21 protein-coding genes, 1 tRNA gene and 1 pseudogene are annotated in these 24,962 nt (G+C 58.6%); 14 read left to right on the top strand and 9 right to left on the bottom strand.

Annotation, left to right across the window (positions count from 1 at the left end; translation table 11 throughout):
* Positions 1 to 19: 19 nt before the first annotated feature.
* Positions 20 to 1,459, bottom strand: a complete 1,440-nt coding sequence (locus tag NMG46_RS30015) for a cyclic GMP-AMP synthase DncV-like nucleotidyltransferase (RefSeq protein WP_254820030.1) — start codon at positions 1,457 to 1,459, stop codon at positions 20 to 22.
* Positions 1,460 to 1,791: 332 nt separating this feature from the next.
* On the opposite strand from NMG46_RS30015, the gene NMG46_RS24240 reads away from it, so the two are divergent.
* Together NMG46_RS24240 and NMG46_RS24235 are read left to right on the top strand one after the other, a co-directional pair.
* Positions 1,792 to 2,427 (top strand): GrpB family protein, encoded by a 636-nt coding sequence (locus NMG46_RS24240; RefSeq protein ID WP_164746801.1) that lies wholly within the window; start codon positions 1,792 to 1,794, stop codon positions 2,425 to 2,427.
* On the top strand, positions 2,348 to 3,139 hold the full coding sequence (locus NMG46_RS24235) for a hypothetical protein (protein ID WP_029356716.1): 792 nt from the start codon (positions 2,348 to 2,350) through the stop codon (positions 3,137 to 3,139). The genes NMG46_RS24240 and NMG46_RS24235 overlap by 80 nt, the downstream gene beginning before the upstream one ends.
* Positions 3,140 to 3,748: 609 nt before the next feature.
* Here NMG46_RS24235 and NMG46_RS24230 read toward each other — a convergent pair.
* Positions 3,749 to 4,342: a hypothetical protein gene (locus NMG46_RS24230; protein WP_189523677.1), complete on the bottom strand. Its 594-nt coding sequence runs from the start codon at positions 4,340 to 4,342 to the stop codon at positions 3,749 to 3,751.
* A gap of 290 nt (positions 4,343 to 4,632) precedes the next feature.
* Here NMG46_RS24230 and NMG46_RS24225 point away from each other — a divergent pair, with 290 nt between their 5' ends.
* From NMG46_RS24225 to NMG46_RS24215, 3 genes are all read left to right on the top strand, one after another.
* Complete coding sequence (locus tag NMG46_RS24225) at positions 4,633 to 5,136, top strand: plasmid pRiA4b ORF-3 family protein (RefSeq protein WP_084831570.1); 504 nt, start codon at positions 4,633 to 4,635, stop codon at positions 5,134 to 5,136.
* A 140-nt stretch (positions 5,137 to 5,276) separates the two neighbouring features.
* The gene (locus NMG46_RS24220) at positions 5,277 to 5,582 is read left to right on the top strand and encodes a hypothetical protein (protein WP_127243397.1); all 306 of its coding nucleotides are present in this window, start codon (positions 5,277 to 5,279) and stop codon (positions 5,580 to 5,582) included.
* A 74-nt stretch (positions 5,583 to 5,656) separates the two neighbouring features.
* Complete coding sequence (locus tag NMG46_RS24215; RefSeq protein ID WP_133116099.1) at positions 5,657 to 5,881, top strand: hypothetical protein; 225 nt, start codon at positions 5,657 to 5,659, stop codon at positions 5,879 to 5,881.
* Between the two features lie 363 nt (positions 5,882 to 6,244).
* Here the strand turns inward: NMG46_RS24215 and NMG46_RS24210 are convergent, their stop codons facing one another.
* The gene (locus NMG46_RS24210) at positions 6,245 to 6,550 is read right to left on the bottom strand and encodes a hypothetical protein (protein WP_095517091.1); all 306 of its coding nucleotides are present in this window, start codon (positions 6,548 to 6,550) and stop codon (positions 6,245 to 6,247) included.
* 148 nt (positions 6,551 to 6,698) lie between these two features.
* Between NMG46_RS24210 and NMG46_RS24205 the strand changes: the two genes are divergently transcribed.
* The 9 genes from NMG46_RS24205 to NMG46_RS24165 all read left to right on the top strand — a co-directional run bounded on the left by NMG46_RS24205 (position 6,699) and on the right by NMG46_RS24165 (position 15,463).
* Positions 6,699 to 7,988: a hypothetical protein gene (locus NMG46_RS24205; RefSeq protein WP_254820029.1), complete on the top strand. Its 1,290-nt coding sequence runs from the start codon at positions 6,699 to 6,701 to the stop codon at positions 7,986 to 7,988.
* A 208-nt stretch (positions 7,989 to 8,196) separates the two neighbouring features.
* Positions 8,197 to 9,492 carry a DUF2130 domain-containing protein gene (locus tag NMG46_RS24200; protein ID WP_029356705.1) on the top strand — a complete coding sequence of 432 codons (1,296 nt, stop codon included), beginning with the start codon at positions 8,197 to 8,199 and terminating at the stop codon, positions 9,490 to 9,492.
* Between the two features lie 192 nt (positions 9,493 to 9,684).
* Entirely contained in the window at positions 9,685 to 10,512 is an 828-nt protein-coding gene (locus NMG46_RS24195) for a DUF3800 domain-containing protein (RefSeq protein ID WP_236378326.1), read from the top strand.
* 348 nt (positions 10,513 to 10,860) lie between these two features.
* Entirely contained in the window at positions 10,861 to 11,343 is a 483-nt protein-coding gene (locus tag NMG46_RS24190; RefSeq protein ID WP_023679072.1) for a helix-turn-helix domain-containing protein, read from the top strand.
* A 6-nt stretch (positions 11,344 to 11,349) separates the two neighbouring features.
* A tRNA-OTHER gene (locus NMG46_RS24185) sits at positions 11,350 to 11,454 on the top strand.
* A gap of 147 nt (positions 11,455 to 11,601) precedes the next feature.
* The gene (locus tag NMG46_RS24180) at positions 11,602 to 12,804 is read left to right on the top strand and encodes a toll/interleukin-1 receptor domain-containing protein (RefSeq protein WP_095517089.1); all 1,203 of its coding nucleotides are present in this window, start codon (positions 11,602 to 11,604) and stop codon (positions 12,802 to 12,804) included.
* Positions 12,805 to 12,868: 64 nt separating this feature from the next.
* Positions 12,869 to 13,999: a DUF4238 domain-containing protein gene (locus NMG46_RS24175; protein WP_095517164.1), complete on the top strand. Its 1,131-nt coding sequence runs from the start codon at positions 12,869 to 12,871 to the stop codon at positions 13,997 to 13,999.
* Between the two features lie 178 nt (positions 14,000 to 14,177).
* On the top strand, positions 14,178 to 14,687 hold the full coding sequence (locus NMG46_RS24170) for an SLATT domain-containing protein (protein ID WP_029356699.1): 510 nt from the start codon (positions 14,178 to 14,180) through the stop codon (positions 14,685 to 14,687).
* A gap of 38 nt (positions 14,688 to 14,725) precedes the next feature.
* Positions 14,726 to 15,463: a nucleotidyltransferase gene (locus NMG46_RS24165; RefSeq protein WP_236378329.1), complete on the top strand. Its 738-nt coding sequence runs from the start codon at positions 14,726 to 14,728 to the stop codon at positions 15,461 to 15,463.
* 416 nt (positions 15,464 to 15,879) lie between these two features.
* Here the strand turns inward: NMG46_RS24165 and NMG46_RS24160 are convergent.
* The 6 genes and pseudogenes from NMG46_RS24160 to ggt all read right to left on the bottom strand — a co-directional run bounded on the left by NMG46_RS24160 (position 15,880) and on the right by ggt (position 24,956).
* Positions 15,880 to 16,598: pseudogene (locus NMG46_RS24160) on the bottom strand (SMC-Scp complex subunit ScpB).
* Between the two features lie 5 nt (positions 16,599 to 16,603).
* Entirely contained in the window at positions 16,604 to 17,380 is a 777-nt protein-coding gene (locus NMG46_RS24155) for a DUF1403 family protein (RefSeq protein ID WP_245460780.1), read from the bottom strand.
* A 918-nt stretch (positions 17,381 to 18,298) separates the two neighbouring features.
* Positions 18,299 to 20,218 carry a potassium transporter Kup gene (locus NMG46_RS24150; RefSeq protein ID WP_254820028.1) on the bottom strand — a complete coding sequence of 640 codons (1,920 nt, stop codon included), beginning with the start codon at positions 20,216 to 20,218 and terminating at the stop codon, positions 18,299 to 18,301.
* Between the two features lie 801 nt (positions 20,219 to 21,019).
* The gene (locus NMG46_RS24145; protein WP_254820027.1) at positions 21,020 to 21,838 is read right to left on the bottom strand and encodes a class I SAM-dependent methyltransferase; all 819 of its coding nucleotides are present in this window, start codon (positions 21,836 to 21,838) and stop codon (positions 21,020 to 21,022) included.
* Between the two features lie 13 nt (positions 21,839 to 21,851).
* Entirely contained in the window at positions 21,852 to 22,607 is a 756-nt protein-coding gene (locus tag NMG46_RS24140) for an AAA family ATPase (RefSeq protein WP_254820026.1), read from the bottom strand.
* 756 nt (positions 22,608 to 23,363) lie between these two features.
* Positions 23,364 to 24,956, bottom strand: a complete 1,593-nt coding sequence (ggt, locus tag NMG46_RS24135) for a gamma-glutamyltransferase (protein WP_254820025.1) — start codon at positions 24,954 to 24,956, stop codon at positions 23,364 to 23,366.
* Positions 24,957 to 24,962: the final 6 nt, after the last annotated feature.

Below are 24,962 nucleotides of genomic sequence, written 5' to 3'. Positions count from 1 at the left end.
ATAGCTCCCTTTCCTCAACCTACTTGATCACAGCGTAGAATGGCTCGCTAAAACCAACGAGCCGATCATCGCTTCTACGGATGATGAATGCTTCCGCCATGTGGACGCCGCGATATTCGAGCGCTTCCCAGCGACGATCACCGTCGGTAGGCTTCTCGAAGCCGCCCCGCCCTTTCTTGAGGGCCATCGCCACTGCCCCGGTATTGGTGATGCGCCACCGTACGTAGCAGTCAGCCGGCACCGTCTGGAACTTGTTGACACGGACGTCGAACCAGAGACCACCCCGCGGGGGTAACGCCTCGCCTGAATTAATCGGATGTCCCTTGCCGGAATACTGGGACGCGCGATATTCGGCGAAGACTTGGACATTCCGGGAAACCTGCTCGGCGGGCTGCCAACGCGGGGCCTGGAGGTGGGATGGCGTCCGGAACCACAATGGGAGGATGCTGATACCAAAGTCAATTACGTTGTCGACTAGGCTATCAAGGTGGGCTGCCCCTTCCATGAGAAGCGCACTGGCCTGCTGCATCGCAGAAGCCTCCGCCTTCTTTACGTTCTCTCCCTTCGCAAAATCGTCGCCGAAGACCTTGCGCCATTTCTCGATGCTGTCGGAGCGGGTCTCGGCATCGATCGCTTCATCGATCCACTTCCGGTACTTGTTCACGAAGTTTCGGAAGTTCGCGTACTGGGTGTCGTTCCACAGGTCGGCAAAATCCTCGGTGGGGAGCGAAGGGTTGTTGACCCCCAGCTTGTCCGGCCGTGCCTGCAGCCAGTCGTCGAGCCTACCCATGATTGTCTGCAACGCGGTTGGCGTGTCCGCGAACCCGTCCGAATCCTTGTCGAACCACTCGATCCGGTGACCGACGAGTGTCGTTAGAAGAACCGACTGGCAACTGAAACGCTTCTTGATGTCCCTGATGTATTTGATGAGCCGGGTCGCCTTGCGAAACGAGTTATTACCCGAGTACCCGTTCTTCTCGCGCATCCATTGAGTGTATTCGATGGGCTGGGATTCGTCGAACTTATCATTGCGCTTGTCGCAGACTTCGAGCGTTCCTCGGTACTCGCGGTCCATCACCAGCGGAGCGATATCAATCTTACAATCGTCCGCATAGGTGATCGTGACGCAGTAATCATAAACGACTGTCTTGTCGGCATATCGTCCGCTCTCAAGGAAAACGCGCCCGAGGTCCTTCACGTATTGAGCGGCACTCCAGCCATCGACCGGCCGAACCCTGACGAGCAGATCGGCGTCGAATTCTCCGCCATCCACCGGGCGGATGATAGTGTCGTGCGCCCAAGAGCCCTGCTCGATGAAGGTGGAGATTGTCGGTTCCCAGTCGGATGCTCGAAGAAAGCTATTAATCGTCTCCGCTCGGTCCTCAAGCAGTGTAATACGGGTTTGATTGAGATTGACGGTATCGGATAGAAAGTTTTTGAAGTCATTTACAAGTTTCACACTGCCCCCTCTTGATATGTGCTAGTCCCCAATGGCTGTCGAAACGCTCACGTTCCCGACGGACTCTCATTGGCGGAAGGAGAGGTACGGAAAGCCAAGGAAACAGCCGCTCGGGTTTGCGAACACGAACGAGATAATCTGCTTTACACGACCGAGAGTGAAAATAAGAATTTAACTCTCACACGGGGACGAATGCTTTTGGATAGATTGCGAGAAACCGATGCGTAGCACGCGTGCGGTGACCAAGCCGAACACGTATTATGGCGTCCATGGTAATGTGGTCGAGCAGTACAAGATCCAGGGTGTTTGGTTCTGCCATGCGTGGAGAGAAAATGGCTGCGCATGATACGGTACGCATTGTCGCGCACGACGAGGAATGGGCCGCGCGTTGTGCCGGCGAGGCGGAGGCGATCCGCGCTGTCATTGCACCGGCGCGGGCATTTATTGATCATGTAGGATCTACGGCGATCCGCGGTCTTATGGGCAAGCCGTGTATCGACCTCCTGGTCTCCCTTCTCGACTGGTCAGAAGCACAACAAGTCGCCGCAACGCTGAAAACAGCGGGCTATGTCGAGGAGGAGAGTTGCGATAACCCACCGCGCATTTTTCTTGTGAAACCCGATCCCGTCACGCCCTTTCACCTTCACCTAGTTCCCAACGGCAACTCTTGGGGACAGGACATGATTGTATTTCGCGACGAGTTGTCCGGCGATCCAGACCTAGCGAGCCGCTATGCCGCTCTCAAGCAACGCCTTGCGCAGGCGTATCCGACCGACGCCAAGGCCTACACTCGAGGTAAGTCTAGCTTTGTCGCCGAGGTTCTGCGTCATGCAGCGGCGGCGTTTAGCAATGACCGCCTGCTGACCCATCAGCGTGCGGAGCTGAACCGTGCGCAGGCATCAGAACCTGGCACTTGCCGCCCAATTTGGTGTTGCGGCCATCGCCGCAATCTCAGTCTATTCCAGTGACAACGCCACCCTTCTCAACTTCGCGCTCATCGGCTTCGGGCTTGCCGGCTTTTGGCTCTTGCTGGGCCGCAGGCAGCGGAAGCACCGCTCGGCTGGCGACCAAGCGCGCCGGGCGGTGCTCTTGGCGAGCGGTCTCAATGCACGATTCTCGGCAGAGCAGCGGCTTAGAATCTTTGACGGCTTCACCGCACCCATCGAAAACAAGCCAATGGTGCGCGAGGAAAGCTACTTTGCGAGCCGCGCAGAGCCGAGTTATTTCCGCCTGGCCGAGTTGATTGAAGAATCAGCATATTGGACGCGCGACTTGCAGCGCGCGAGTGCCCAAGCGATGCGCCTCGTGCTGGTTGCGGTTGCGCTTCTGATGGGCTTCACGCTCTGGCATGCTATGTCTTCGATGTCCACCGACGCACAGGTCTCACTTGCGCGCGTGCTGGTGGCGGCACTAGTTTTTCTGCTTTCGTCCGATACAGTCGGCACGATGATCGCACACAAGAACGCCGCCGACGCTATCGATGATGTCCTCCAACGCGTCGAAAGTGCGGCCGCACGTGGCTACACAGAGCCGGACCTGCTGCTACTCCTGTCGGACTACAATGCGGTCGTCGAAGGCGCACCAGTCGCTTTGCCGGGTATATATCAACTCCGTCGCGGCAAACTCACCCGCAGATGGCGCGCTTATCTGGAGAATAAGCGACTAACGGAGCTGAGCTGAAGCGTCTCGGCGATCAACTCAGCCCTGCAGCTCACTAGCGTGCGGAAAGCGCGAGTGTCGGCTGCTACCGGAAGCTACCTTCGCTTCACGACGTGAGATGAGGTGCGACCAAAACCTCCAGCATGTTTAATCCCGATGTCTGCTCCCGGACACAGGCTAAGTTTCCCTCTACGGCCGACATCAGGCGCAAAGCGGTCATGCCTGGATCCATCAGCAATAGTTCGAGCGACGGAGACATCCGACAAAACCATTGCTTTCAAGGAGATGGTGCATCCAGAAAGGGCTCAATTCAAAAACCTGCCGGGAAACCAACGCGCGATCGGGATGTATTTGGATCGGTTGGCCGGCCGTCACGTCATAGTAATTTCGGGAAACCTCTTCTGGCCACCTGAAGCTTGGTTCAAATGGCACTTGCGCATGAGGATTAAAATAAACGTGCAGCCCATCTTAGATGGCTCTCGCGATGAAATGAGGAATGCTGGATGTGCACTGAACCCTTTCCTTCTCTATCAATCTATAGCGGGTTGCCCTGACAAACCTCTCAATCCTGCTTTCAGCGACCGCCTTGCCGAAAGTCCCGACTGTGGAGAAAATGACAGCGCTGATCTCCTAATCGTTCGTGAAAATCCCCATTTCTACAGGCGCGCCGGAAGCTGTCGCAAGCGACCTTATCTTATCTTGTCTAAGCTCGGTTCCTTCAAGCACCGGGGCACCGATGCCGAAGAGGACCAGGTTGATCAGTTCATTGTTCTGCATGACGGATTGGCTACTATCGAAGGGGGCAATCGCAATGACGAACGGTCGGCCCTGCACATGGCTCAGCGAAGAATAGGGATGTTTTTTGCCATTGCTGCCTCGAACTATTTCCAACTTGTCCCTGATTTTCCCAACCAGCTTTAGCGCACCGCGATCCTTGAAATCTTGATAGCTGGAAGGCAGCCATTCTTTGTCGCCCGCAGGCTGGTCCGATATCACCGCTTCGATGTTGAATTGATAATTCCCAGGCGCCGTCACGAAGAAATCTGGCGAGGATTTGGAATAGTCCACGCTACAGCCGAAGTCAGTCAAAGCCTTGTTGAGCAGGCCCGCTGCCCAGCTTTGAATTACGGGCATCACCTTGGAATAGCTTGGGTTGGATCGAATTTCGCGAAAGCTCTTGTGGAGTTTGCTGTCTGGCAGTCTCGGCTCAAATAAGTCTAGCATTTTGAATCGTCCTAGCCCATGGCTTCTTGAAGCTGCATGTTGATCGGCCGCAGCCAGAATTCCCGTAACCCTGCAGGCGACCGCGCTCGGTCAGCCTCAACCCGTCTTTGACTTCATTCTTGGTCAGGCTCCAGCGGAAGGCCGATCACATCGATATGATGGCCTACGCGCAGTGGTGCCGCCAGCTGAACTCACACAGGGCGCTCGCATATCGACAAACGGGGAGAAGGTGGCAATAGGGAGCATGAAAAAGTTGGGGGTCTCGTCGGCTCTGCGTTAGCCTGAGCGCCATGTCCGGTGTTGCAAATTCCCAAGTGTATCAACTCAAAGTGAGCTTGCGACGAATCTCGCCGATGATATCGCGCCGGCTGCTCGTTCCGGAAGAAATGACACTCTACGCGCTGCACCGAACAATCCAGATCGCCTTCGGCTGGGAGGACTGTCATCTGCATGCTTTCAAGCTGCACGGCCGGCACTATGGTAGGACTTGGACCGGCGAACGCCACCGCGACGCGGCGGGTCGCGAGGTGACATTCGTCGATCTCCAACTGCGCGTGCGCCAGAGGATCCTCTACGAGTATGATTTCGGCGATTTGTGGGAACACGAGATCCGGGTTGAGGCCAAGCATGAGCGGGAGGGCGGCAAGGTCTATCCGGTCTGCATCGCCGGCGCGCGTGCCGGCCCGCCCCAAGATATTGGTGGCCCACCAGGCTATGCGGCGCTCCTCGATCGGTTCCGCTTCGGCGACATCGAGCGGCTACTTCGTGGGGAAGATGTAGTTCGAGGACGATGATCCGCTGCGCACCTTCGAACCCGAGCGTTTCAGCCGGCGTGAGGTGAATGCGGCTCTGAAACGCGAACTTTCGCGGCTCACCAAGGGCTGACTGCAACCGGTCAACATGCTTTCCTCTCCCCAGTTCAGGAGGGATGTGGATGGGGTTTGCGATTCAACTCATGATCGACAGCGGTGACGCGGCGGTCGAAACGCAAGAGATTGTCAGCTTCGAGCGAACAGATGGTACGCTGTCGATCGATGAGCTCGGCCTAACGCTGGAAGAAGCAAAGAAGGCTTTGGCCGCGCTCCAGGTAGCCATCACGGAAAGGCAGGCCCTCGACCTCGCCCGTCGCGAGCGGCCCTGTCCGTGTTGCCATCAGCCCACGCAACTGAAGGACAAGCGTACAATCACCGTACGCACGTGCTTCGGCAAGCTCGCGCTGCCGAGCCCACGATCGATATAGACACTGCCGATGCCAAACGGTGTCTGGCTTTGTCGCGCCTGTCGTGGCAGCTCTTCCCGAAGGAAGTGACCTTCATGTCGGATGGCGCCTGCAATCTGCGAGACCTTCAATATTACATGCGCCCCAATGCGGAGCATGTTCTCGACTATTTCCACATCACCATGCGCATTACAGTGCTCCAACAGATGGCCCGCGGCCTGCCACCACCGCTCAGCGCCGCAGCGCCTGCGGCTGTCGCGACCCTCGAAAGCGTGAGGCACTATCTGTGGCACGGCAACGTCGCCGAGCGCTTGAGCTGATTGAGGATTGCCGCCTCCAGTTCTGGATCAGGCTTTCCGATCTCCTCGACAGGAAACGCTTTTGCGCGCGGAGTCGGCTGCTCCTCGACTGGGGTGTCGTTCGTGCTCCAGCAGCCGGATCGACTCGCGAAGCCCATCAATAAGCGTTAGGCGTCCCGGAAGCGCGTTTACGTCGGCGTTGTGCCAGATTAGTTACGTGTTTAGGGTTGTGTAGAGGAGTCGCCGGGGCCAATGACAATTGCAATTATTGCACCCGAGAAGTTCGCCTTCCAGGATCTCGTGTGTGTAGAAATTGCGTATCGGTTTCGCGCAGTGAAGGACGCAACGCTCGTAGTTGAACCAAAATCCGGCGAAGACGGCACTCTAACCTGGTTCAATCCACGTAACGTTCGGCTCACAGCGGAGATACAGATCAAGGGTGCGGGAGGCGTCGCTACCCTCGAGGATCTTGCAACGTATCTCTCCCACTTTCCCGAACGAAGTGGCAAAAGCTGCCTCTTCGAACGGCTGTTGAATGATCCAGACCGGAGAGCGGTTTTCGTCCTTTCGGCGCGATGCGACGATCAGCTTCTGCCCTTTCTGAATGGAGGTAACGACGACACATATCCAATCCGAGCGGTGTCGGGACAGATTGCTCAGCTCTTCTTCAAAAAATTCCTTGCGACCCACCTGATCTCCTCCGGAGCCAAGGTCTCAAAGCTAGCCAAAGGAAGACGGCGACGATCGCCTCGCTAAAAAATCTTCCGGATTCGAAGATCGCTTCAGTTCTCTCGTTCTCTCCAGGATCTTTGTCATCGAGCAGGAAACCGACGCTTCGGTGGAAGTCAGGCTGCAGGCCGCTTTGCGTGCGCAGAGGATTGATTCACAATCCCTCCGCGGGGCTATTGCCCACCTTACCGATATCGTCTCGCATGCAAAGCGAACCCAGTCTGATATCATTGCACCGATCATGGAGCGCATTCGGCGACTAGCCCCTGATACAGTCGCGGCACCGGGCTATCTTCTTCGGGGCAGCGAAGGCAATCTCATCGATGTGTTGAATTCGCAGTTGGTCCTTCTTCTCAGCGGCCAACCTCGAACAGGCAAAACTTGGATCGCTCGAGAAATTGCAAGCGCGCTTCAGATGGCCGGCTTCGAGGTGCGAGTCGGCCAGCACGTCGATGAGGCAGAGCGCTTTTTGACCGAGGCCGCCGGGGGTGAACGGCTCTACCTCCTCGATGACCCTTGGGGGTCACGCGAACCGCTCCCCGGTGCGAGTGCGTCGCTGGCAACACTCCGTGGCTTAATAGGGCGCATTCCACGGAATCGACGCCTCATCGTCGCACAGTCCGAACCCGTCTTGCTGCAGGCCACTCACCAACCCAGCATCGAAAACTGTTCCCTAGGCACTCACGGGTGGGTGGTTGTTGGGGGTCTCACACACGACCTCGCTCTTGCCGTCTGGTCAAGAGCTTCGGAGGTGCACAGCGTACCGAATGACCTCCGGCGACGCCTCGAAGCTCTGATCATGGATGGAGAGGAATTGCGAGACGTTGGCGCCATTACATATCTTGCCCAGACTCATGCGCAGTTGCCTCCCAATGCTTCTGACGCCGAGATTATTCGCCAGGCACGCAGTGACGCATTCGACTTCGTTGTCCAACTCGCTGAGAAGGGCCCGGCATATGAGAGTTTGTTGCGGGCCGTCGCCTTGGCAACGACAAATTCCACCGGTGCCTCTGATACGGAACTTTCGTTCATCATCAATGGCGGCGATGAGGAGCCCGGGCTGGTGCCAGAATTGGGAGTCTGGAGTTTTTCTGGAGATACGCCTCCGCTTCCCCAATATGGCGTGGAGCCTTCATTTACAGAAGATCAGATGGCAGCACTCAATGCCTTGCAGCGTCGGCGTGTCGTAGATGAGGTCGGCGATTTAACCTTGTTTTCTCATCCCTACCTTCGCGCTGGCGCGCAGGCGCTCCTCAGAGGGGACACTCGTCACATGCGCGAGCAGGTGAAAGCTCAAACGACTCGCGGTATCGCATGTCTTTCCGATCGCGTCGAGCTTGCTTCATCACCACCTCCCAGCTTGAGCCGTCATGGCCCTCGCCATACGCACGCATTTTGAACATGTCCTTAGGGCCCTTAGCACTCCAAGCGCAACGGAAGACGACGAACACCTTATTTTGAAGATAGCTTTGCCCGGCTTCATCCGCTTGGGCCGCCAGCACGAACACCTATGCGGGGGATAACTGGTATGTTCCTTTTTTGTTCTTTTCGAGGTGGCCGCGTTCCTGTATACATTGCAACATCTTTTGTTCCCGACGGAGTGTCCGATGACTGTGCAGCCCAGGACTCTCAATGAGCCGACAATCAGCTGCCCGAGCTGCAAGACGGACATTAAGCTCAACGAGTCGCTCGCGGCACCGCTGATTGCGGCCACGCGCGAGGAATACGAACGGCGCCTTGCGCAGAGCAATGCCGTCATGGCGGCGCGGGAAGAGGAGCTTCAGCGCAAACAGGACGCGATCGACGCCGCCCGGGAGGACATCGACGGCCAGGTCTCTGAAAAACTCAAGCTTGAGCGTGCCGGGATAGCAGCCGAAGAGGCCCGTAAGGCGAAGCTGCTGGTCTCGACCGACCTTGAAGACAAGGACAGGAAGCTGGGCGAGTTGGAGGCGACGCTGATGGCGCGGGACGAGAAGCTCGCCGCGGCGCAGCTGCAACAGGCCGAATTTATGAAGCAGCAGCGGGCCCTCGACGATGAAAAGCGGGAAATGGCGCTGACCATCGAAAAGAGAATCCAGGAAGGGTTGGACGCCGTCCGCGTCAAGGCCAGGACCGAAGCCGAAGACGGCCTCAAGATGAAGGTGGCCGAGAAAGAGGAACAGATCGCCGGCATGCAGCGCCAGATCGAGGAGCTGAAGCGCCGCGCCGAGCAAGGATCTCAGCAGCTTCAGGGCGAGGTCCTTGAGCTCGAGTTGGAGTCGCTGATCGCTAGCCGCTTCCCGATGGACATCATCGAACCCGTCGCCAAAGGTGAGTTCGGTGGTGACGTGCTGCAGCGCGTGGTGGGACCGGCCGGCCAGCCCTGCGGAGCGATCCTGTGGGAATCAAAACGCACTAGGAACTGGAGCCCGGGCTGGCTCGGAAAGCTCCGGGCGGACCAGCGTGCGGCCAAGGCTGACATTGCGTTGATGATCTCCGAGGCGCTGCCTGCGGGGGTCGAAACGTTCGATCTGGTGGATGGCGTCTACATCGCCCATCCCAAATGCGCGATTCCGATCGCGATCATGCTCCGGCAGTCCCTCATCGAGCTCGCCAACTCCCGCCTCGCCCAGGACGGCCAGGCCACCAAGATGGAGCAGGTCTACGGCTATCTGACTGGCCCTAGGTTTCGCCACCGGGTCGAAGCGATCGTCGAGAAATTCTCCGATATGCAGGACGACCTTGCCAGGGAACGGAAAGCCACAATCCGCCTGTGGGCCAAGCGGGAGGCTCAGATCCAGGGTGTCATCGAGTCGACCGTCGGAATGTACGGCGATCTGCAGGGCATCGCCGGCAAGGTGATGCAGGAGATCGCGGGCTTGGATGTGTTGGCCATAGAAGCATCCGCGTCCATCCCCGATTGAGAAAGGCGAATCTAAACTGGATATCGGGTTTGGGAACGAGGGCAAGCTGCCCTTTGTTACGGATGATCCGTCAAAGGCGGAACGCAACGCCAAGAAGCCGCCGCGCTGAACCCCCTCGCCCGGCCGGGTCATCAGATTGCTATGCAGCCTCCGGTTTTTGAGCCAAGCTGTGCGGGCAATGAAAGCCTGCCCGTGACAGACCGCGAAATCCACCTCTACCTCGATGACAGCGGCAGCCGAGAGCCGGACCGAGAGCCAAAAGAGAAGCGCCGCGACGAGATGGATTATTTCGCCCTCGGCGGGATCCTCATCAACGAGGAAGATGTCGATGAGCTCTACAGTCGCCACAAGGCCTTTTGCCAGCAACACGGCATAACGTACCCCCTACACTCCTGGGCGATCAGGGGCGGGCGCGGCGACTTCGGCTGGCTGAAGAAGCCTGAGGCTGCCTACGAGTTCCTGGGTGACCTGGAACGGATGCTGCTCTCCCTGCCCGTCATTGGGATTGCCGCAGTCATCGACCGCCCGGGCTATGTGGCCCGCTACCGCGACCGGTATCAGGATCAACTTTGGTTCATGTGCAAGACCGCCTACTGCATCCTGATCGAGCGCGCCGCTAAATACGCCCGCAGCCAGGACTGCAAGCTGCGCGTGTTCTTCGAACGTGCCGGCAAGGCGGAGGACCGTGATCTGGTGGCCTATATGCGCATCCTGAAGACGCAGGGCATGCCGTTCGACGGCGCCAACTCGGCCGGCTACGGGTCGTTGACCGCAGAAGAGTTCAAGGACATCGTGCGCGGTGAGCCCCGCGGCAGGACCAAAGCCACACCGATGCTGCAGATCGCCGATCTCTACCTCTATCCGATGGCCAAGGGCGGATATGACCCGTCCTACCGGCCCTATAGGGCCCTGATGGGTCACAAGCGTCTCATCGACGCGCACCTGCCGCCCGAGGAGCTGGCGTCCCGTGGCATCAAATACAGCTGCTTTGACAGGATAAAAAACAAAGACCCGGACTAGCCGGGCCTTCGTTTTGAAAAGTTCGGCTGGCGCCTGGCGCCAACCCCGGAGCGATGCTCACGACGGAACTATGGGTGTCGACAACCCGATTGTCAATACCCCGGGTGAACCTTGGGTCAGGGGGACCTATCTTATCGCTTGCATATAGCACGGTTCATCTGATCGACACTTCATATTATCAAGTCATCTTCTTCGGGTGTAGCGCGGGTCCCCGGCCCCTGAATCAAGAGACGTAGGCCGGACGAACCGTGAAACACCCTCCCCCTGAATGCAGAACCGTCCCCAATGCCCTTGCGTCATCACGGGAAACCACCATATCTGGATGCAGTTCACCACAGGGAGCCTCATATGGCCCAGCCAGAAACCGCCAAAGCAGACGTCGACAAGCTACGCACCAACGAGAAGAAGTGGACCAAGGCACTCATGGCCACCGGCTGGAGCGCTTTCCCCAACATCATCATCGAGAAGCAGCAGGCTCTCGGCCTCGATGCGCTCGACATGAACATCATCATCCACTTGGTCCAGTACTGGTGGCTGCCCGACAACCTGCCCCACCCCTCGGTCGAGACGATCGCCAAGGCAATCGGGGTGACGCCCCGCACCATTCAGAAACGCATTGCCGCGCTCGAGGCCCTTAAACTTCTTGGCCGGGAGGAACGGCGCAACACGCCCAATGGCAGCATGACGAACCGCTATCATTTCGATGGCCTGATCGAGGCCGCCAGGCCGTTTGCCTTGGAAAAGGCCGCCGAGATCAAGAAGGCGGCCGAGGAGAGATCGAACCGGTTGAAGCGTAAGAAGCCGCAGCTGGTCGTGGACAACGATGCATAGGCAGATCGTGGCGTAGCTCAGAGGATAGAGCGCCTCGCTTTCGACCGGGGTGGTGCGTGACACCGCTATCTAGGGGCGAGGAGGTCGCAGGTTCAAGTCCTGCCGTCACGCCATTGTCCTCGATATGGATCCCTCGGCTCCGGAAACTCGAAAGATTTCCGGCACCGGACCCATAATCTACCGTGGTTTTTCAATTGGCCTCCCTTTGATATTTGTTCTGCGTATGTTCATATCAAGGGACCAACACGAGGACTCAATATGGGCATGCGATACAATGGCCGGCCGTTTGATTCGGGGGATTTTGCAAAGGATTTTGAAGCTGCGGCTGTCGAGAGCATCAAGGAACAGCTGTGGGAGAGGTTCAGTGCCATTCGCCATCCTGATACAGGCGAATTTCCCACTGTCCTGGTCCTTGGAGAAGCCCTTGACGATTTGCGGCTCAGTATTGAGGGCTCGCCGCAGCTTCTCGCGCTGGTGAAGGACAAGATGAGCGACAATGAGCAGGCGTCGACTGTGTTCCTGCCCCTGCAACAGGGCTCCCCGAAAGCCTTTCTCAGCTACTCGTTCGACGATCGCGAGCTAGCAGAGACGGTCGCGCGCGCCCTGATGGCGGATGGAATCGATACCTGGTGGGCGGAATGGGAGATCCGTTCCGGAGATTCCTTGCGCCGCAAAATCGACGAGGGACTGGGCAACTGCACGCATTTCATCGTGCTGCTGACTCCGAGCGCCATGCAGAAGCCGTGGGTCCAGCAGGAGATGGATGCCGGCCTGGTCCGCCGCATCTCTGGGCAGGCGCGCTTCATAGCCCTTCGCTACGGTGTCGCGGCACGGGAATTGCCGCCGCTTCTGTCGGGCATGCTCTCGCCAGAACTTGATGCCGCGCGCCTAGACGAAGGCGTGCGCAATCTGGTGAACGACATCCATGGCGTGACGCGTAAGCCGCAGCTCGGCGCAGCGCCCATTGCGGCTGTGCAGCCGGCGACGGGTTACTCCAAGGTCGCAACGGCAATTGCCAAGATCTTTGTTGAGGAGACGTCGGATGCAATGTTCTCGCACCCTCAGAAAGGGGTAGATGAGCTGGCGGCCACCATTGAAGCGTCAGAGGAGGACATCGAGGACGCTCTGCACGAGCTGCGCGATCTGGTTTCCGTCAGCTTCGGCCGCGTCTTGCCCAAGGAGGACCTGTTTGCCACATTCGACAAATATTTCATGGATTGGTCGCCCGAAGATGACGCGCTGCGTATCGCTGCCGACCTGATCAACGACCCGTCGATGCCCCACGATACAGGCCAGGTCGCCGAGCGGTACGGCTGGGAGCCGAGGCGCATAAACCCCGCTCTGGCCTATCTGATGGCCCGCAAGCTGATCGTCGACTACAAGGTACTCGCCAGCCAGTACAATTCGATCAGGGTGGTGAAAACGGACGCCACGCGGCGCTTCGTGAAGAGCCGAAGCTGAGGATCCCAATCCGCAGGGTCATGCCCGACAAGGTGCAGTGACCGGGGAGCCCGACCACAGGACCATGGAGCAGTCACCCTTGTTTTTTGGCAAATGGGGAGACGTCCCCATCGATGGCGATGTGAGGCCATTTAGCATCTTCAATCCGGTCCGCAGCGGGGCGGGACGGAAGAACCGAAAACACCACTTCATCTCGGTCACCTATATGGAAGGCTTCGCCGATGACCGCGGCCGTGTCCAAGTCTATCGGGCCGAGGCGCCAGAGGCACCGCTGCCGAAGCAGCCGAGGGCAACTGGGTACGAGAACTACTATTACTCTCAGAAACTCCCCGGTGGCGGTCAAGAAAACCACAGATTCGAAGACCTCTGGAATCCGATCGAGACCGTTTGGCCGGAGACCGTCCGTGCGCTTCAGGCTCGTCGTCTTTCACCGGCTTTATCCTTCAATGTCCAAGGCATGCAAACGATCATGCGGACGCGCGTTCCGGCGACCCGAGATCGCATCGCGCTTATGCTGGAGGCTAAGCTGCGAAGCGAATGCAAGGTGTTCGAGGAAATCGGCAAACTGCCGCCAGAATTGGAACGCTACGCCGGTCAGTTCGACACCGTGCCGGTCGGCGTCAATCCGCATGAAACACTGCTCGCGATGGAGGACGAATTCAAGACGTTCGGCGATCTCTGCTTTCGGCTTGGCTTCGAGGTTCTCCACAACAAGACCGACATCCCATTCCTGACTTCCGACAATCCGGTGTGTACATATGACCCGCGCGAACCGCTGCTCGCACGCACCCCCTATGATCACTCCGGTGACATCGAGCTGATCTTTCCCCTGACCGCCCGCATGCTGGTGCGCGGTTCAAGCAAGCGTCAGCCGTTTGGCGTCCTGACACGGCACCGCGACGTCACGGATAAGCACAAAGTTCGCCGGTTCAATCGAACAATCGCTCAATTCGCGTACCGGATGACGGTCGGCCAGGACCGGTCGAGCGATGCGCTGATTTGTGCCCATGCGCGTCTCGTACCGACGATCAGCACCGAGGTCCGCCGACACAACAATGAAATCCAGATCGTCTGGCGGCATATCTTCGGGCCGAAACCGGATCTTTCTCAGTATATTGACACCCCGGAAAAGGCCTCCCGCCTTGAAGCAAAAATGGCCTTGGCCGCATCGAGCCCCGTGTCCGACGGCTGCTAGCAGCGACGTCGGCACTACGGCGCGCCAAGCACCTCCGGCAGCAGTATTCCCCCAACCAAGCCGCAGCTGTTGCTTCGACGTTCCGTCCCAGACTAACCCGCTGAAAGAAGGGGATAAATTGAAATTCCGCAGCTTGGCCAGGTGAGGCGTGCTAGTTCTCTCCTCCAAAGGAGACATCATGCCCGACGTGACGCGGGAACGCGTGAGAGATGAACTTCTCCGCATGGAAGAAGATTGTATTCATTCCGGCAAAGCGCACTTCAACGCTTCAGCGCGCTGGGCGGTGTGGAACTATGTCTTCGGCATTCCCTCGGTGATCCTCAGCACCGCAGCGGGCGCTGCTTTTTTCAAGGACTATCCTGTCGCCGCGGGTTCTATGGCGCTTTGCGTTGCCGTCCTCACGTCGCTGATGACGTTCCTGAAACCCGGTGAGAAGTCGGCTGACCACAAGAGTTCGGGCGACCAGTACCTGGCGCTACGCAACAATTCCCGCGTTTTCCGCGAGGTCGAACTCGACAACACGCCCGATGCCGAAACCGTGCTGACCGCCCTGAAAGGCTTCACCACGCGGCGCGATGAACTGAACCAGGCAAGCCCTGCTTTTTCAGACCGCGATTTTAAGAGGGCCCGCGACGGCATTAACGCCGGCGAACCCAAGCACGCGGTCGACAAAGGTTCCCACCAATGACAGTCAATAGCTACCTCGTATCCCGTGCAAGCGACGCGGTGCTCTCGGCCGACGAGAAGGCCTCGATCGCGACCTCGGTCACGACCTTGAGCTCCCGGCTGGCCAGTTATTTCACGGTCGCCGGTGATGGCCTAACGTCGCATTTCCGGTTCGGCTCGCACACCCGTGGCACGATCCTTCCCCGCAAGATGGATGCGCACTCGGACGTTGACTACATGATCGTTTTTGAAAAAGGCGGACTGAACCCACAGACCTACCTCACCCGACTGCGTAAGTTCGCCGAGCAGAAATACGCCAACTCCGAACTCTACCAATCGAGCCCCACGGTGGTGCTGGAGCTCAACCATATCAAGTTCGACCTAGTGCCCGCCTTGCTCTCGTGGGGCACGACGTATCAGATCCCCAAGGGTCCCGATGAGTGGCAAAGCACGAACCCGAACGATTTCAACAGCACGCTCGAGACTGTCAACGGCAACAATTCCTATTTGATCAAGCCAACCGTGCGCCTCGTCAAATTCTGGAACGCAGAAGCCGGCTATGTCTACGATTCGTACGGCCTCGAAAAATGGATCGTCGGCCTGGGCTTTTATGGCTGCTACACCCAGAAGGACTACTTCTTCAAAGTGTTCGACAACCTGTCGGCGAACGAAGTGGCCCAATGGCGCAACGACAAGATCACGCGCGCCAAGGACATCATCGCCAGGGTCCGCAAGTACGAAGCCGATGACATGCCGAATTCGGCTGAGATCGAGGTCAAGAAGCTTATCCCGGCGTAGCGAGCAACTCTTGTGATAGCACTTCCGCCCCGGCCAACACGGCTGAGCCTGCCGTCCCTGTAAACGCGATCATGCGCATCACTGATCGCAGGTCGGTCAAATGTCGTGTCCCCTCCCCGTCGTTGGAATGGGCAGCTCGAGCGCAGCCAAGTCAGCCTTTCCAGCGTGCCCGACGCCTTTGAAATTGGGCAGGCGCCGAGGCTCCAAACCTCCTATCAGTCGCCTCGACCTAACCTAGGACAACCTGTTGAGGCTCCGCGACTAGCTTGGCGCTTCGGGCGGCAACCGAAGCGATTGGCGGGTTAATGCCGGGGACTTTGTCCGAAAGATGTAGTCCTATTTCGTACGAGATCACGGTTGAGAGGTCAGAAATATGCTACGAATTTCGGACAAAACTCACTCGCAAAGCGGCACGGCTATTTGTCGAGTTCGACTCCGACGTAATCTTGGTCGACAACAAAGTCAGGGATGATGTCACCAGCCAGTAATTTCTCCTTCGACAGCAACCCGGCGTCCTCGAGCGCCTCGTCTCCGGCAAATCGCGCAGCGTATCAAGCCCGAACTCCAGCAGGAATTCTTTGGTCGTGACATAAGTGTAGGGCGCGCCCGGCGTCGGGCTACGCGGGCCGGAAGCGATCAGACCGGCACCGCGCAGATGACCAATAAAATCGCGACTGATCTCCTTGCCGAAGAAGGAAGAAAGCTCGGCGCGGGTGATCGGCTGGAAATAGGCGATGCACATCAGCACCAGCACCTCCGACTGCGTGAGATCGCCCGCACCCCCACCGCCGCCAACGGCTGTGTCAAATGCACTGCGGATCGCATCGGCATAGGCAGGCCGGGTCAGGTGCTTCCAGCCACCAGCGACGGCAACGAGGTCATAGGGTCGACCGCGCAGTTCTTCGCGGATGTCGTCGATGAGAAGATCAATGCTGCAGCTTTTGCCGACGACGCGAGCCAGCGTCTCGCGGCCGACTGGTTCACCGGCAGCAAAGATCGTGGCCTCGACACGGTTCATCCATTCGCGCCAACGCGCCTCCGGCGGCAGGTGATCCAGCTCCCGGTCAAACAGCTGGTCAGCTGATCGACGGTCATCTGACCGGCTCCCCCCTCGCCTGCGCGCCGCTTGCACCATTATCGTCAGAGCCCGTAGATGCGGAAGGTCGGGCGGCCGGATAGCTCTCGGACGGCGCCTAGCTCGACCAGACGGTCGAACAGGCGGCGCAGCCCACGGCCACTCCTACCGGCGATCTTTTCCGAGGCAACGATCGCATCGTCGGACAGCAGCTTGTCGACAACAAGATCCGCCGCCTTGGCCCTGAGTTTCGGCGCAACAGCAAGCAGCCGGTCCGAGCGGCGCTCGAGCTCGGCGGAAAGATCGATGGCGCGTAGCGCAGCCCGCGCCTGCGCGGCAAGCAGACTTTTGGCACGCTCAGGATCGGTCTCAATGCCTGTCGCCACCGAGTTGGCTGCTGATCTACGCGGGCGGACGCTTGTGCCCAGGGCCGCTTCGGCGCCGAGCAACGGCACCGCGTGTGCCCAACCCAGCCGTTGCGCCAGCAGGGCGTCGGCGAGCCAGGCTCCAAGGGCGCGCGCAAAGCCGTGGCGTTCGGCGATCGCGACGGCGCCGGTTATCATTCCCACCGTCCCGTCAGTGGCGGCTAGCTGCCGAAGTTCGTCCGTCAGGTCGCTTACGCCCTCGTCATAACGCGCGAGACCGAGGCCATCCAGCACCGCGCCGATGCTCGCCTCGGTCAGCAGTTTCTCCGCCTCAAGTAATGAAGCTAGGGTTGGGCTTAGCTCTGTGTCGACTGGCCCAAACAGCTTCTGTACATGACGACGATTGTCTTCGGTTCCGATCAACTCCCGAACGGCGTCTGCAAGGGACTTATGCCCAGCTATGTCGCGCTTTATCATGTCGGCCGAGGTTCCCCGCCTTTTGCGTAACCCGCAGATCAGGGATGGTTGCATTAGGGGAACAAATGCAGGTCCACGTCGGTTAAAGACTTGCAGCGGTCGATCCGTCTCGGTGCAGCCACTGTCGAGGTCCGTGGCCAATTCCTCTCGGTGGCGAACCTCCAACGATAGTTACAGCGGGACTAAAAAGTAGGCCCAATCTCGCGCTCCAGGGCGACGCGGGCCTTCCGTAACGAGACGAGCAGCCGCTCCAGTAGGCCTTCATCCAATTCGGATGCTAGGCCCGAAACGCCCGGTCGTGCTCAACGATCCGGTCCTGTATCGACACTACGGTTTCATAACGAGCTACAAGGCTCGTGAGGACTTCCTGATGATCGGAGGTCATACGCTGCCCGTTCTGGGCAAGGAGCGGGCATCAAGCTTAAGCGTTCATAAAGAACGGCCTCATCGAACTCGCCGTCCGAGAACAGTGCCATTACGCTCACGCTCAGGCGCTCCGCCTGCATGCGGCTAACGGAGATACCTGCCTCGGCGCAGACACGATCAAAGACCTGCTTCAACAAAGCCAGGTCGCTGGGATAGGCAATGCCACTCATTGAGCTGGTGTTACTGACCATAGCTGTTCCTCCCATTAGGGCGGAAGCGTGGCCGTCGCTCAACGGCGATGCCCATGATGTAAATCGCCGATGGAAGCAGGCTACTCCGATTCATGCGGAGAGTCTGGGAAAGGGCTGCTAGAGTTCTGCTCACCGAAGTCGCGCCTCCGAGACAGAACCCAAGCAGCGATCCTTGGGTCAATTCCTAAAGATATCAAGAGTTGGAAACGTACCAAACAGAGGATGGGATGTTTGGTATTCAGTGAGGCGCTTTCTATGGACACGCTCAAGTGGCTTCTCAGCTGCTGAACTGCGGCATGCACTAAATCGCCACCTGTGTCCCGATCTCGACGACGCGTCCGGTCGGGATCTGGAAATATTCCGTTGCGTCGGCCGCCGTGCGCGCCAGCCCGATGAACAGCTTGTCCTGCCAGACCGGCATGCCGGAATTGGGCGAGGCCTTGAGCGAGCGCCGCGACAGGAAGAAAGAGGTCGTCATGATGTCGAACTTCCAGCCCTGCTTGCGGCAAATCGCCAGCGCGCGCGGGATATTGGGCTGCTCCATATAGCCGAAGGTCAGCGTCACCCGCATGAACAGCTCGTTGATCGTTTCCATCTTGACCCGGTCACTGTCGGGCACGACGGGTTGTTGCGCCGTCACCACCGAGAGGATGACATTCTGTTCGTGCAGCACCTTGTAGTGCTTCAGGCTGTGCATCAACGCGGTCGGCGCGCTGGCGGGATCGCTGGTCAGGAACACGGCCGTACCGGACATCAGCTGCGGTTTCCTCTTCAACAGATTGCCTGCAAGGGAATCGAGCGGAATCTCGTTCCTGCGCGTCTTGTCGAATAGATACCTGGTGCCTCTTATCCAAGTCCACATGGTCATCACGATCACTGCGGCAATGGCAAGCGAGGCCCAGCCGCCTTCGAATAACTTGACGATGTTGGCTGCAAAGAAGCCGGTATCGATGAAGACGAACACCGCCATTAAGGCTATCGCGACGCCGAGCGGCCATTTCCAGATGCGCGTCATGACGACATAAAGCAGTATGTTCGTCACCAGCATGTTGCCTGTCACCGAAATGCCGTAGGCCGAGGCAAGCTTGCTGGATTCGCCAAAGCCGACCACCAGCAGCATCACCACGAGCGCCAGTAGCATGTTGACGCGCGGCATATAGATCTGGCCGGATTGTCTTTCCGACGTATGCAGGATTTCCAGGCGCGGCAGCATGTTGAGCTGCACTGCTTGCCTGGTCAGCGAGAAAGCGCCGGAGATCACCGCCTGGCTGGCGATCACGGTCGCCGCCGTCGCCAGCACCACCATCGGGATAAGCATCCGGCCTTCGTTCATCTCGAAGAAGGGATGACCGACGACACCGCCATTCGCCAGCACGAAGGCGCCTTGCCCGACATAGTTGAGCAACAGGCAAGGAAACACGATGGCCAGCCAGGCAAGCACGATCGGCTTGCGCCCGAAATGGCCGAGGTCGGCATAGAGCGCCTCAGCGCCGGTGACGGCGAGAAAAACCGCACCAACCGTGACGAAGGCGACTTCGGGCGAGTTGATCAGGAATGACACGATATAATGCGGGCTGATTGCCAGCAGGATTTCCGGGTCGTCCATGATGTGGTTGAGGCCGGAAAGGCCGATGGCCAGGAACCACAGCGCGGTAACGGGCCCGAACACCAATCCTACGCCGCCGGTGCCAAACCGCTGTACCGCAAACACGACCGCCAGAATGGCCAGTGTCAGCGGCACCACATAGGGCTGGAATGTCGGCGTGACGACATTCATACCTTCGACCGCCGACAGCACCGAGATCGCCGGCGTAATGACTGCGTCGCCGAAAAAAAGCGCCGCGCCGACAATGCCGATGCCGAGGATCACCGCCGAGCGCGTCGGGAAACTGTTGCGCGCCAGCGCCATCAGCGACAGCACCCCGCCCTCGCCGCGATTGTCGGCACGGAGCACGAACATGATGTATTTGATGGTGACGGTGATCGTCAGCGACCAGATGATCAGCGAGAGTACGCCGAGGATGTCGCCACGGTTGGCGACGTTGCCACCGGCCGATGCGTGCAACGCCTCTCGGAATGCATAGATCGGGCTGGTGCCGATATCGCCGTAAACCACGCCCAACGCGCCCAGCATCAGCACCTTGGTGCTGTGCTGCTCGACCTCAGAATGGCTCGATTGTTCGACAGGTTCTGCCTCGTTACCAGCATTGGTAAGGGCCATGGACGACACTCCGATAAGCGGGCGGTGCTCTACGCTTGCTGCACTGCAATATCAAGTGCCGTCACGTAATGTCTGCGTCTCGGTATTGCCTATCGCTCGTCGGCTTCGCAGACTCGTCAGCCCCGAAGCGGCTTGGGAATTTTTGCGAGACTATGCTGAAGCTCCGGGAGCAACGATGCCCCGAGCCAGTATCGGATTAGGTCGATGCTCGGGCGCGCGAGCTCAGATGCCGAGAGCTTAAATTAACGCTGTAGCCGTGTAACAGACTGTCTAACAAATGCCGCGAAAAGCTCAATATTTTCAAGGACGTAAGCGTCAAGTCGAAAGACGCTCTCGCCGCCATCTTCAAGTGGTAAGGGCGATCAGATCTCGGGGAAATTGGAGGCAGCAGCGGACCTGCGACTTGCTCAACGCTCCGCTTCTGAGATGAGGTTGGGATCCGATGGCATTGAGCGAATAGAGCGATATCCGGGAACCGAACCAATCCACAGAAATATTTTGTTGGTATTTTTGTTGGCTATCCCTGCTCTTGTGTGGGTGTCAACTATTTGGAAACAAAGCCAGATTTCCTTCGCTTCGAATCCGCCTCTGGGCACCACTACTTCCTCTTATAAAATCGATGGCTTGCGGTGTAGCCAACCTGGCGGCTTACGGCATTTCATGTCGCGCCGTGTTGCGAACTGATTGAGCAAAGCGAAGCGCAGCCAAAACGACAACACTCGATACTTTCCTGCCAATAGCTTCAACAAAGACCAGCCTCATGGCAAATGCTCGGTTTCAAATTTCATGTGCCCGCCGGCTTTACCGCTTTCTGGCAACCACCAAGAAATTCTGCGCAAGCCCCGCCGGAATCCTGGCACGTGCGCAGATCCTTTCAAACGGCACGATCAATATTTCGCAGAGTCTTGGCAGCAAGTTCCCGGGTCGCGGCAAAAAACCGTACCCAACTATACGCTCGACAATAAAGCCATTTGCAATGAGCGTCTGCTCGTATCCTTTAATGCTCAAAGTGTGGCGGACGGTCCCTCCTGCATAACGGTTCAAAATGCGGCAGACCAGCCCAATAGGCGAGGTCGCATTCATGTGGATATTCGAGATTAGCAATCCACCTTCGTTCAAATGCGCGCTGATGGCCGACAGCGCATCCTTCCTGAGCTCATCTTCAGCATTGAGGAAGAATCTGAATGCCGTGACCACGTCGAACCTTTCGGCGAGCGGAGAGAACGTAAGATCAGCGCGGACCAATTTCACGTTCTTCGGAACCCGTGCGCTAGCCAGCATGGATTGGGAGATGTCAACGCCAACGACTTCACCAAAAAATTGAGCTGCGATATTTGCTATGCGACCTGTGCCGCATGCGAAGTCCAGGCATTTCCGGTTCGGCCCGCCGACAGGCAGGAGAATACGTTCGACCAATGGCTTTTCGATACCCGACCACAGAGCTGCATAGTAGCCGGACCGGAACGTGTCGGAGTAATGGGCACCGTACCCAGCCATCTGGTGGCTTGCTCGGTAATCCCGACGAGCGGGTGCACGATTCTCATGGACGCTGTCTGACGGTCGCCGCTGCGCCCGCAGAAGTCTGCGAATGCCATCGAACGATCTCACCGTGAGCACCATGCAACTCGCGCCTCTAGTCTGGCCCGACGCATGCCGTCGCGGGCAATCCGTGCCCCACGATGCGCGCGACGACCTGTTCGAAATTGCGTGGGTCGAGGCCGTCGACACGCATCAGCGGCCATTTGTCTTGCAGGCATTGGCCGATCTCCCTCGCGATATCCGCTTGCTTCAGGCCCCTGACCACTCCGACTTCGAGAAGGCGCTCGAGGTACGGCTGCCGCGCATACCGCTCAATGAGGCGGTGGCGCAGCGTTTCCCCGGGCGCGTCGACTTGAATGAGGAGATCCGGTTGCGGCAGGAACGTCAGGCAATTACGAACCATGTCGATACTTGGATTTCGTGCCAACAGGACGAGCGCACACAACGCCTGAACGATGCCCTCTTCGAAAATGAAGTACCCTTCTGAGGCCTGTGCCGTATTCCAGGCTTCAAAGAGCAAAACGACGTCGATCTTCAGACGCAACGCCCATATTCGACTTTTTGGAGGGATCGATGCCAAAAGCCGCGCAGCGGCCCCCTCGCTCGGCGGGGTCGAGAACAAGACCGGACTCGCGGTGGCGAGCTTGTGCACCAGACGCTGGATGCCATGGCGTGTCTCCGGGCCTTCATCCTCGACCGAATCGACTTCGCTACCGACAGACACAAGATCAATCCGGCGATAGCCATTGACCGTCTTCACACGGATGTCGCGTTTCGCCAGCTCACGGCAAAGGGCGCGGAGAAGGGTCGTCTTGCCTGCACCAGGCGGACCGAACAACTCGATGATCATGTAGGGATCTCCCGAACAGGAAGCAGAAAGATCGGATGAAGCGATCTCGCCCGCTCCGGCGGTGTGGCGAGCGTAAACACGCTGGCATCCGCCTGACCGAGTTGACCCGCTCGCTGGCATCCTGCTGACGCCGCAAAAAGCCTTGGAGGAGATGCGATGCGGCGGGAGACTGCCTTTCCATGGCGTGCAGTCCCGCCTGTTGAGCCGCGACAGCGTTGCCGGTTGACTTGAGAACTTGCAATTGCTTCTCGATCGCCTGCGCTTGCGGCTGGTTGACACGCCTGTCGCTGTCGAACTGGCTCGTCGCCCGTGCCATCTCCTGATCGACGTCGACGTCGATCGTCGTGGCTTCCAGGCGTGCGAGCCTCGACGACGCCGACCCCGCCGCCTGCGCCAACACCTCCGTCGTCGCGCCGCTTGCGCCCATAGGAACATGGACCTCAGAAAGTCTCTAAATTGCCTGGGGATCGGAGCTTACTAGGAGTGCCGAACCATACCATCATCCATCTGAATGACTGTCGGCACCACGGCATGCGTGTTTGGGCGCTGAACAGGACAACGAGTTCAGGCCGAGCGGGCGCTTTTGGCTTGACGCGACACAAACGCGACATTCCGGCTAAAATCTGAACAATATCAATCACCGACTGCGGACTGAAATTCGCATATCGGTGGTTCGAATCCGCCAGCGTCTCCTGCTCACCGGTCAAATGTCGATGAAAACGTCTTCGGCATCTCGGATCCCGCTCTGGCCACAACCTACAGACCGAGGGCGCAGCCGTCCTTGCGCGGTTCAGAACCGCCCAGCAGGGTCCCGTTTGCCCAATCGATGCGAATGGCCTGCGCACCGCCGATCGGGTCCGTGGCAGGAATGATTTCGAAACCGCGTCGGCCAAGTTCAGCTAGGGTTTCGCCAGCAAGCCCGTGTTCGGCCTGGACCTTCATCGTGCCGCTGACGGGGGCGATCCGCGGAAGATCGATCGCCTCCTGCAGATCCATCCCGAAGTCGAGCACTTTCGTCAGCAGGTGCGCATGGCCCATTGCCTGATAGTAGCCACCCATGACGCCGAAAGGCATTTCTGCCCAGCCGCCTCTCGCAAGCATCCCGGGTATGATGGTATGCAAAGGTCGCTTGTTCGGTGCCACTGCATTAGGGTGCCTGGGGTCAAGCGAAAAGCTTTGCCCGCGATTGTGCAAGACGACACCGGAGCGTGGCGAGACCAGGCCCGAGCCAAAGCTGTCGAAGACCGAGTTGATGAAACTGACCGCATTGCGATCCTTGTCGACAACCGAAATATAAACCGTGTCGCTGTGCAGCGGCATATCGAACGCCGGCAGATCCGCGCGGGCGCGCTTTAGGTCAATCATGCCGGCCAGACGATCGGCCCAGGCATTCGACAACATGTCGGCCACCGGGACCTCGGACGCGTCGGGATCGGCGACGAGCAGGTCACGCGCGGCGTAAGCGAGGCGCGTCGCTTCGATTTCCAGGTGAAGCCGGTCCGCGGATTGCGGGTCGCCGTTCGCTTCGAAGCGCGAGAGGATGTTTAGAATGAGCAGCGCGATCACACCCTGGCCATTCGGCGGACATTCGAACACATCGCAGCCTCGAAACGCCGCGTTGATCGGGGTCACGTACTCGCCTGTTGCCGAGGCGAAATCTTCGAGTGTGTGCAATCCGCCGAGCCCACGAAGATAGGCGACCATGTCTCCGGCCACAGGGCCAGTGTAGAAGGCCTCTCGTCCCTTCTTGGCGATCAGCCGCAGCGTTGCAGCCAACTCAGGCTGGCGATGCACTTCGCCAACGCCTGGCGCGCGGCCGTTTGGCAGGAAAATCCGTTTCGCGGCTACATCGGAGGCCAAAAGTTCTTCCTCCAACGCCCAGTCACGATGGACCCGCGGTGAAATGGCGTAGCCTTCCTCGGCGAAACGTATAGCGGGGGCCAGGATTTGATCAAACGGCATATGTCCATGATCAGCGTGCAATCTGGTCCATGCATCGATGGCTCCCGGGATGGTGACGGAGCCAGGAGAATTACGGGCCACCTCCGCCATGCCACGTTCGAGGAACCAGTCAATTGTCAGGGCGGCGGGTGTCCTGCCCGATCCGTTGTAGGCGATGACCTCGCCGGATCCGTTTCGCGACAGAAGAGCGAAGCAGTCGCCTCCAATGCCGGTCGAGGCTGGCTCGACGACACATTGCACCGCGCAGGCTGCGATGGCGGCATCCATGGCGTTGCCGCCGGCCGCCATGATCTCCACGGCCGTCAGCGTCGCCGACGGATGAGAGGTGGCGGCCATGGCCTCGCGTGAAACGACAACCGAGCGCGTTGGTTTCTCAAAATTTCGCATGCTATG

This window comes from Mesorhizobium sp. LMG 17147, from assembly GCF_024297145.1.
Classification (GTDB): Bacteria; Pseudomonadota; Alphaproteobacteria; order Rhizobiales; family Rhizobiaceae; genus Mesorhizobium.
Note: the sequence above shows the minus strand (reverse complement) of the source record. Positions and strands in the feature narration are given on the sequence as shown.

What these genes read in the sequence shown, in the direction of transcription:
- NMG46_RS24240 (WP_164746801.1), top strand. Translation starts at nt 1,792, where the DNA reads ATGGCTGCGCATGATACGGTACGCATTGTCGCGCACGACGAGGAATGG.
- NMG46_RS24230 (WP_189523677.1), bottom strand. Translation starts at nt 4,342, where the DNA reads ATGCTAGACTTATTTGAGCCGAGACTGCCAGACAGCAAACTCCACAAG.
- NMG46_RS24225 (WP_084831570.1), top strand. Translation starts at nt 4,633, where the DNA reads ATGTCCGGTGTTGCAAATTCCCAAGTGTATCAACTCAAAGTGAGCTTG.
- NMG46_RS24220 (WP_127243397.1), top strand. Translation starts at nt 5,277, where the DNA reads ATGGGGTTTGCGATTCAACTCATGATCGACAGCGGTGACGCGGCGGTC.
- NMG46_RS24215 (WP_133116099.1), top strand. Translation starts at nt 5,657, where the DNA reads ATGTCGGATGGCGCCTGCAATCTGCGAGACCTTCAATATTACATGCGC.
- NMG46_RS24200 (WP_029356705.1), top strand. Translation starts at nt 8,197, where the DNA reads ATGACTGTGCAGCCCAGGACTCTCAATGAGCCGACAATCAGCTGCCCG.
- NMG46_RS24190 (WP_023679072.1), top strand. Translation starts at nt 10,861, where the DNA reads ATGGCCCAGCCAGAAACCGCCAAAGCAGACGTCGACAAGCTACGCACC.
- NMG46_RS24180 (WP_095517089.1), top strand. Translation starts at nt 11,602, where the DNA reads ATGGGCATGCGATACAATGGCCGGCCGTTTGATTCGGGGGATTTTGCA.
- NMG46_RS24175 (WP_095517164.1), top strand. Translation starts at nt 12,869, where the DNA reads ATGGAGCAGTCACCCTTGTTTTTTGGCAAATGGGGAGACGTCCCCATC.
- NMG46_RS24170 (WP_029356699.1), top strand. Translation starts at nt 14,178, where the DNA reads ATGCCCGACGTGACGCGGGAACGCGTGAGAGATGAACTTCTCCGCATG.
- NMG46_RS24155 (WP_245460780.1), bottom strand. Translation starts at nt 17,380, where the DNA reads ATGATAAAGCGCGACATAGCTGGGCATAAGTCCCTTGCAGACGCCGTT.
- NMG46_RS24150 (WP_254820028.1), bottom strand. Translation starts at nt 20,218, where the DNA reads ATGGCCCTTACCAATGCTGGTAACGAGGCAGAACCTGTCGAACAATCG.
- NMG46_RS24145 (WP_254820027.1), bottom strand. Translation starts at nt 21,838, where the DNA reads ATGGTGCTCACGGTGAGATCGTTCGATGGCATTCGCAGACTTCTGCGG.
- NMG46_RS24140 (WP_254820026.1), bottom strand. Translation starts at nt 22,607, where the DNA reads ATGATCATCGAGTTGTTCGGTCCGCCTGGTGCAGGCAAGACGACCCTT.
- ggt (WP_254820025.1), bottom strand. Translation starts at nt 24,956, where the DNA reads ATGCGAAATTTTGAGAAACCAACGCGCTCGGTTGTCGTTTCACGCGAG.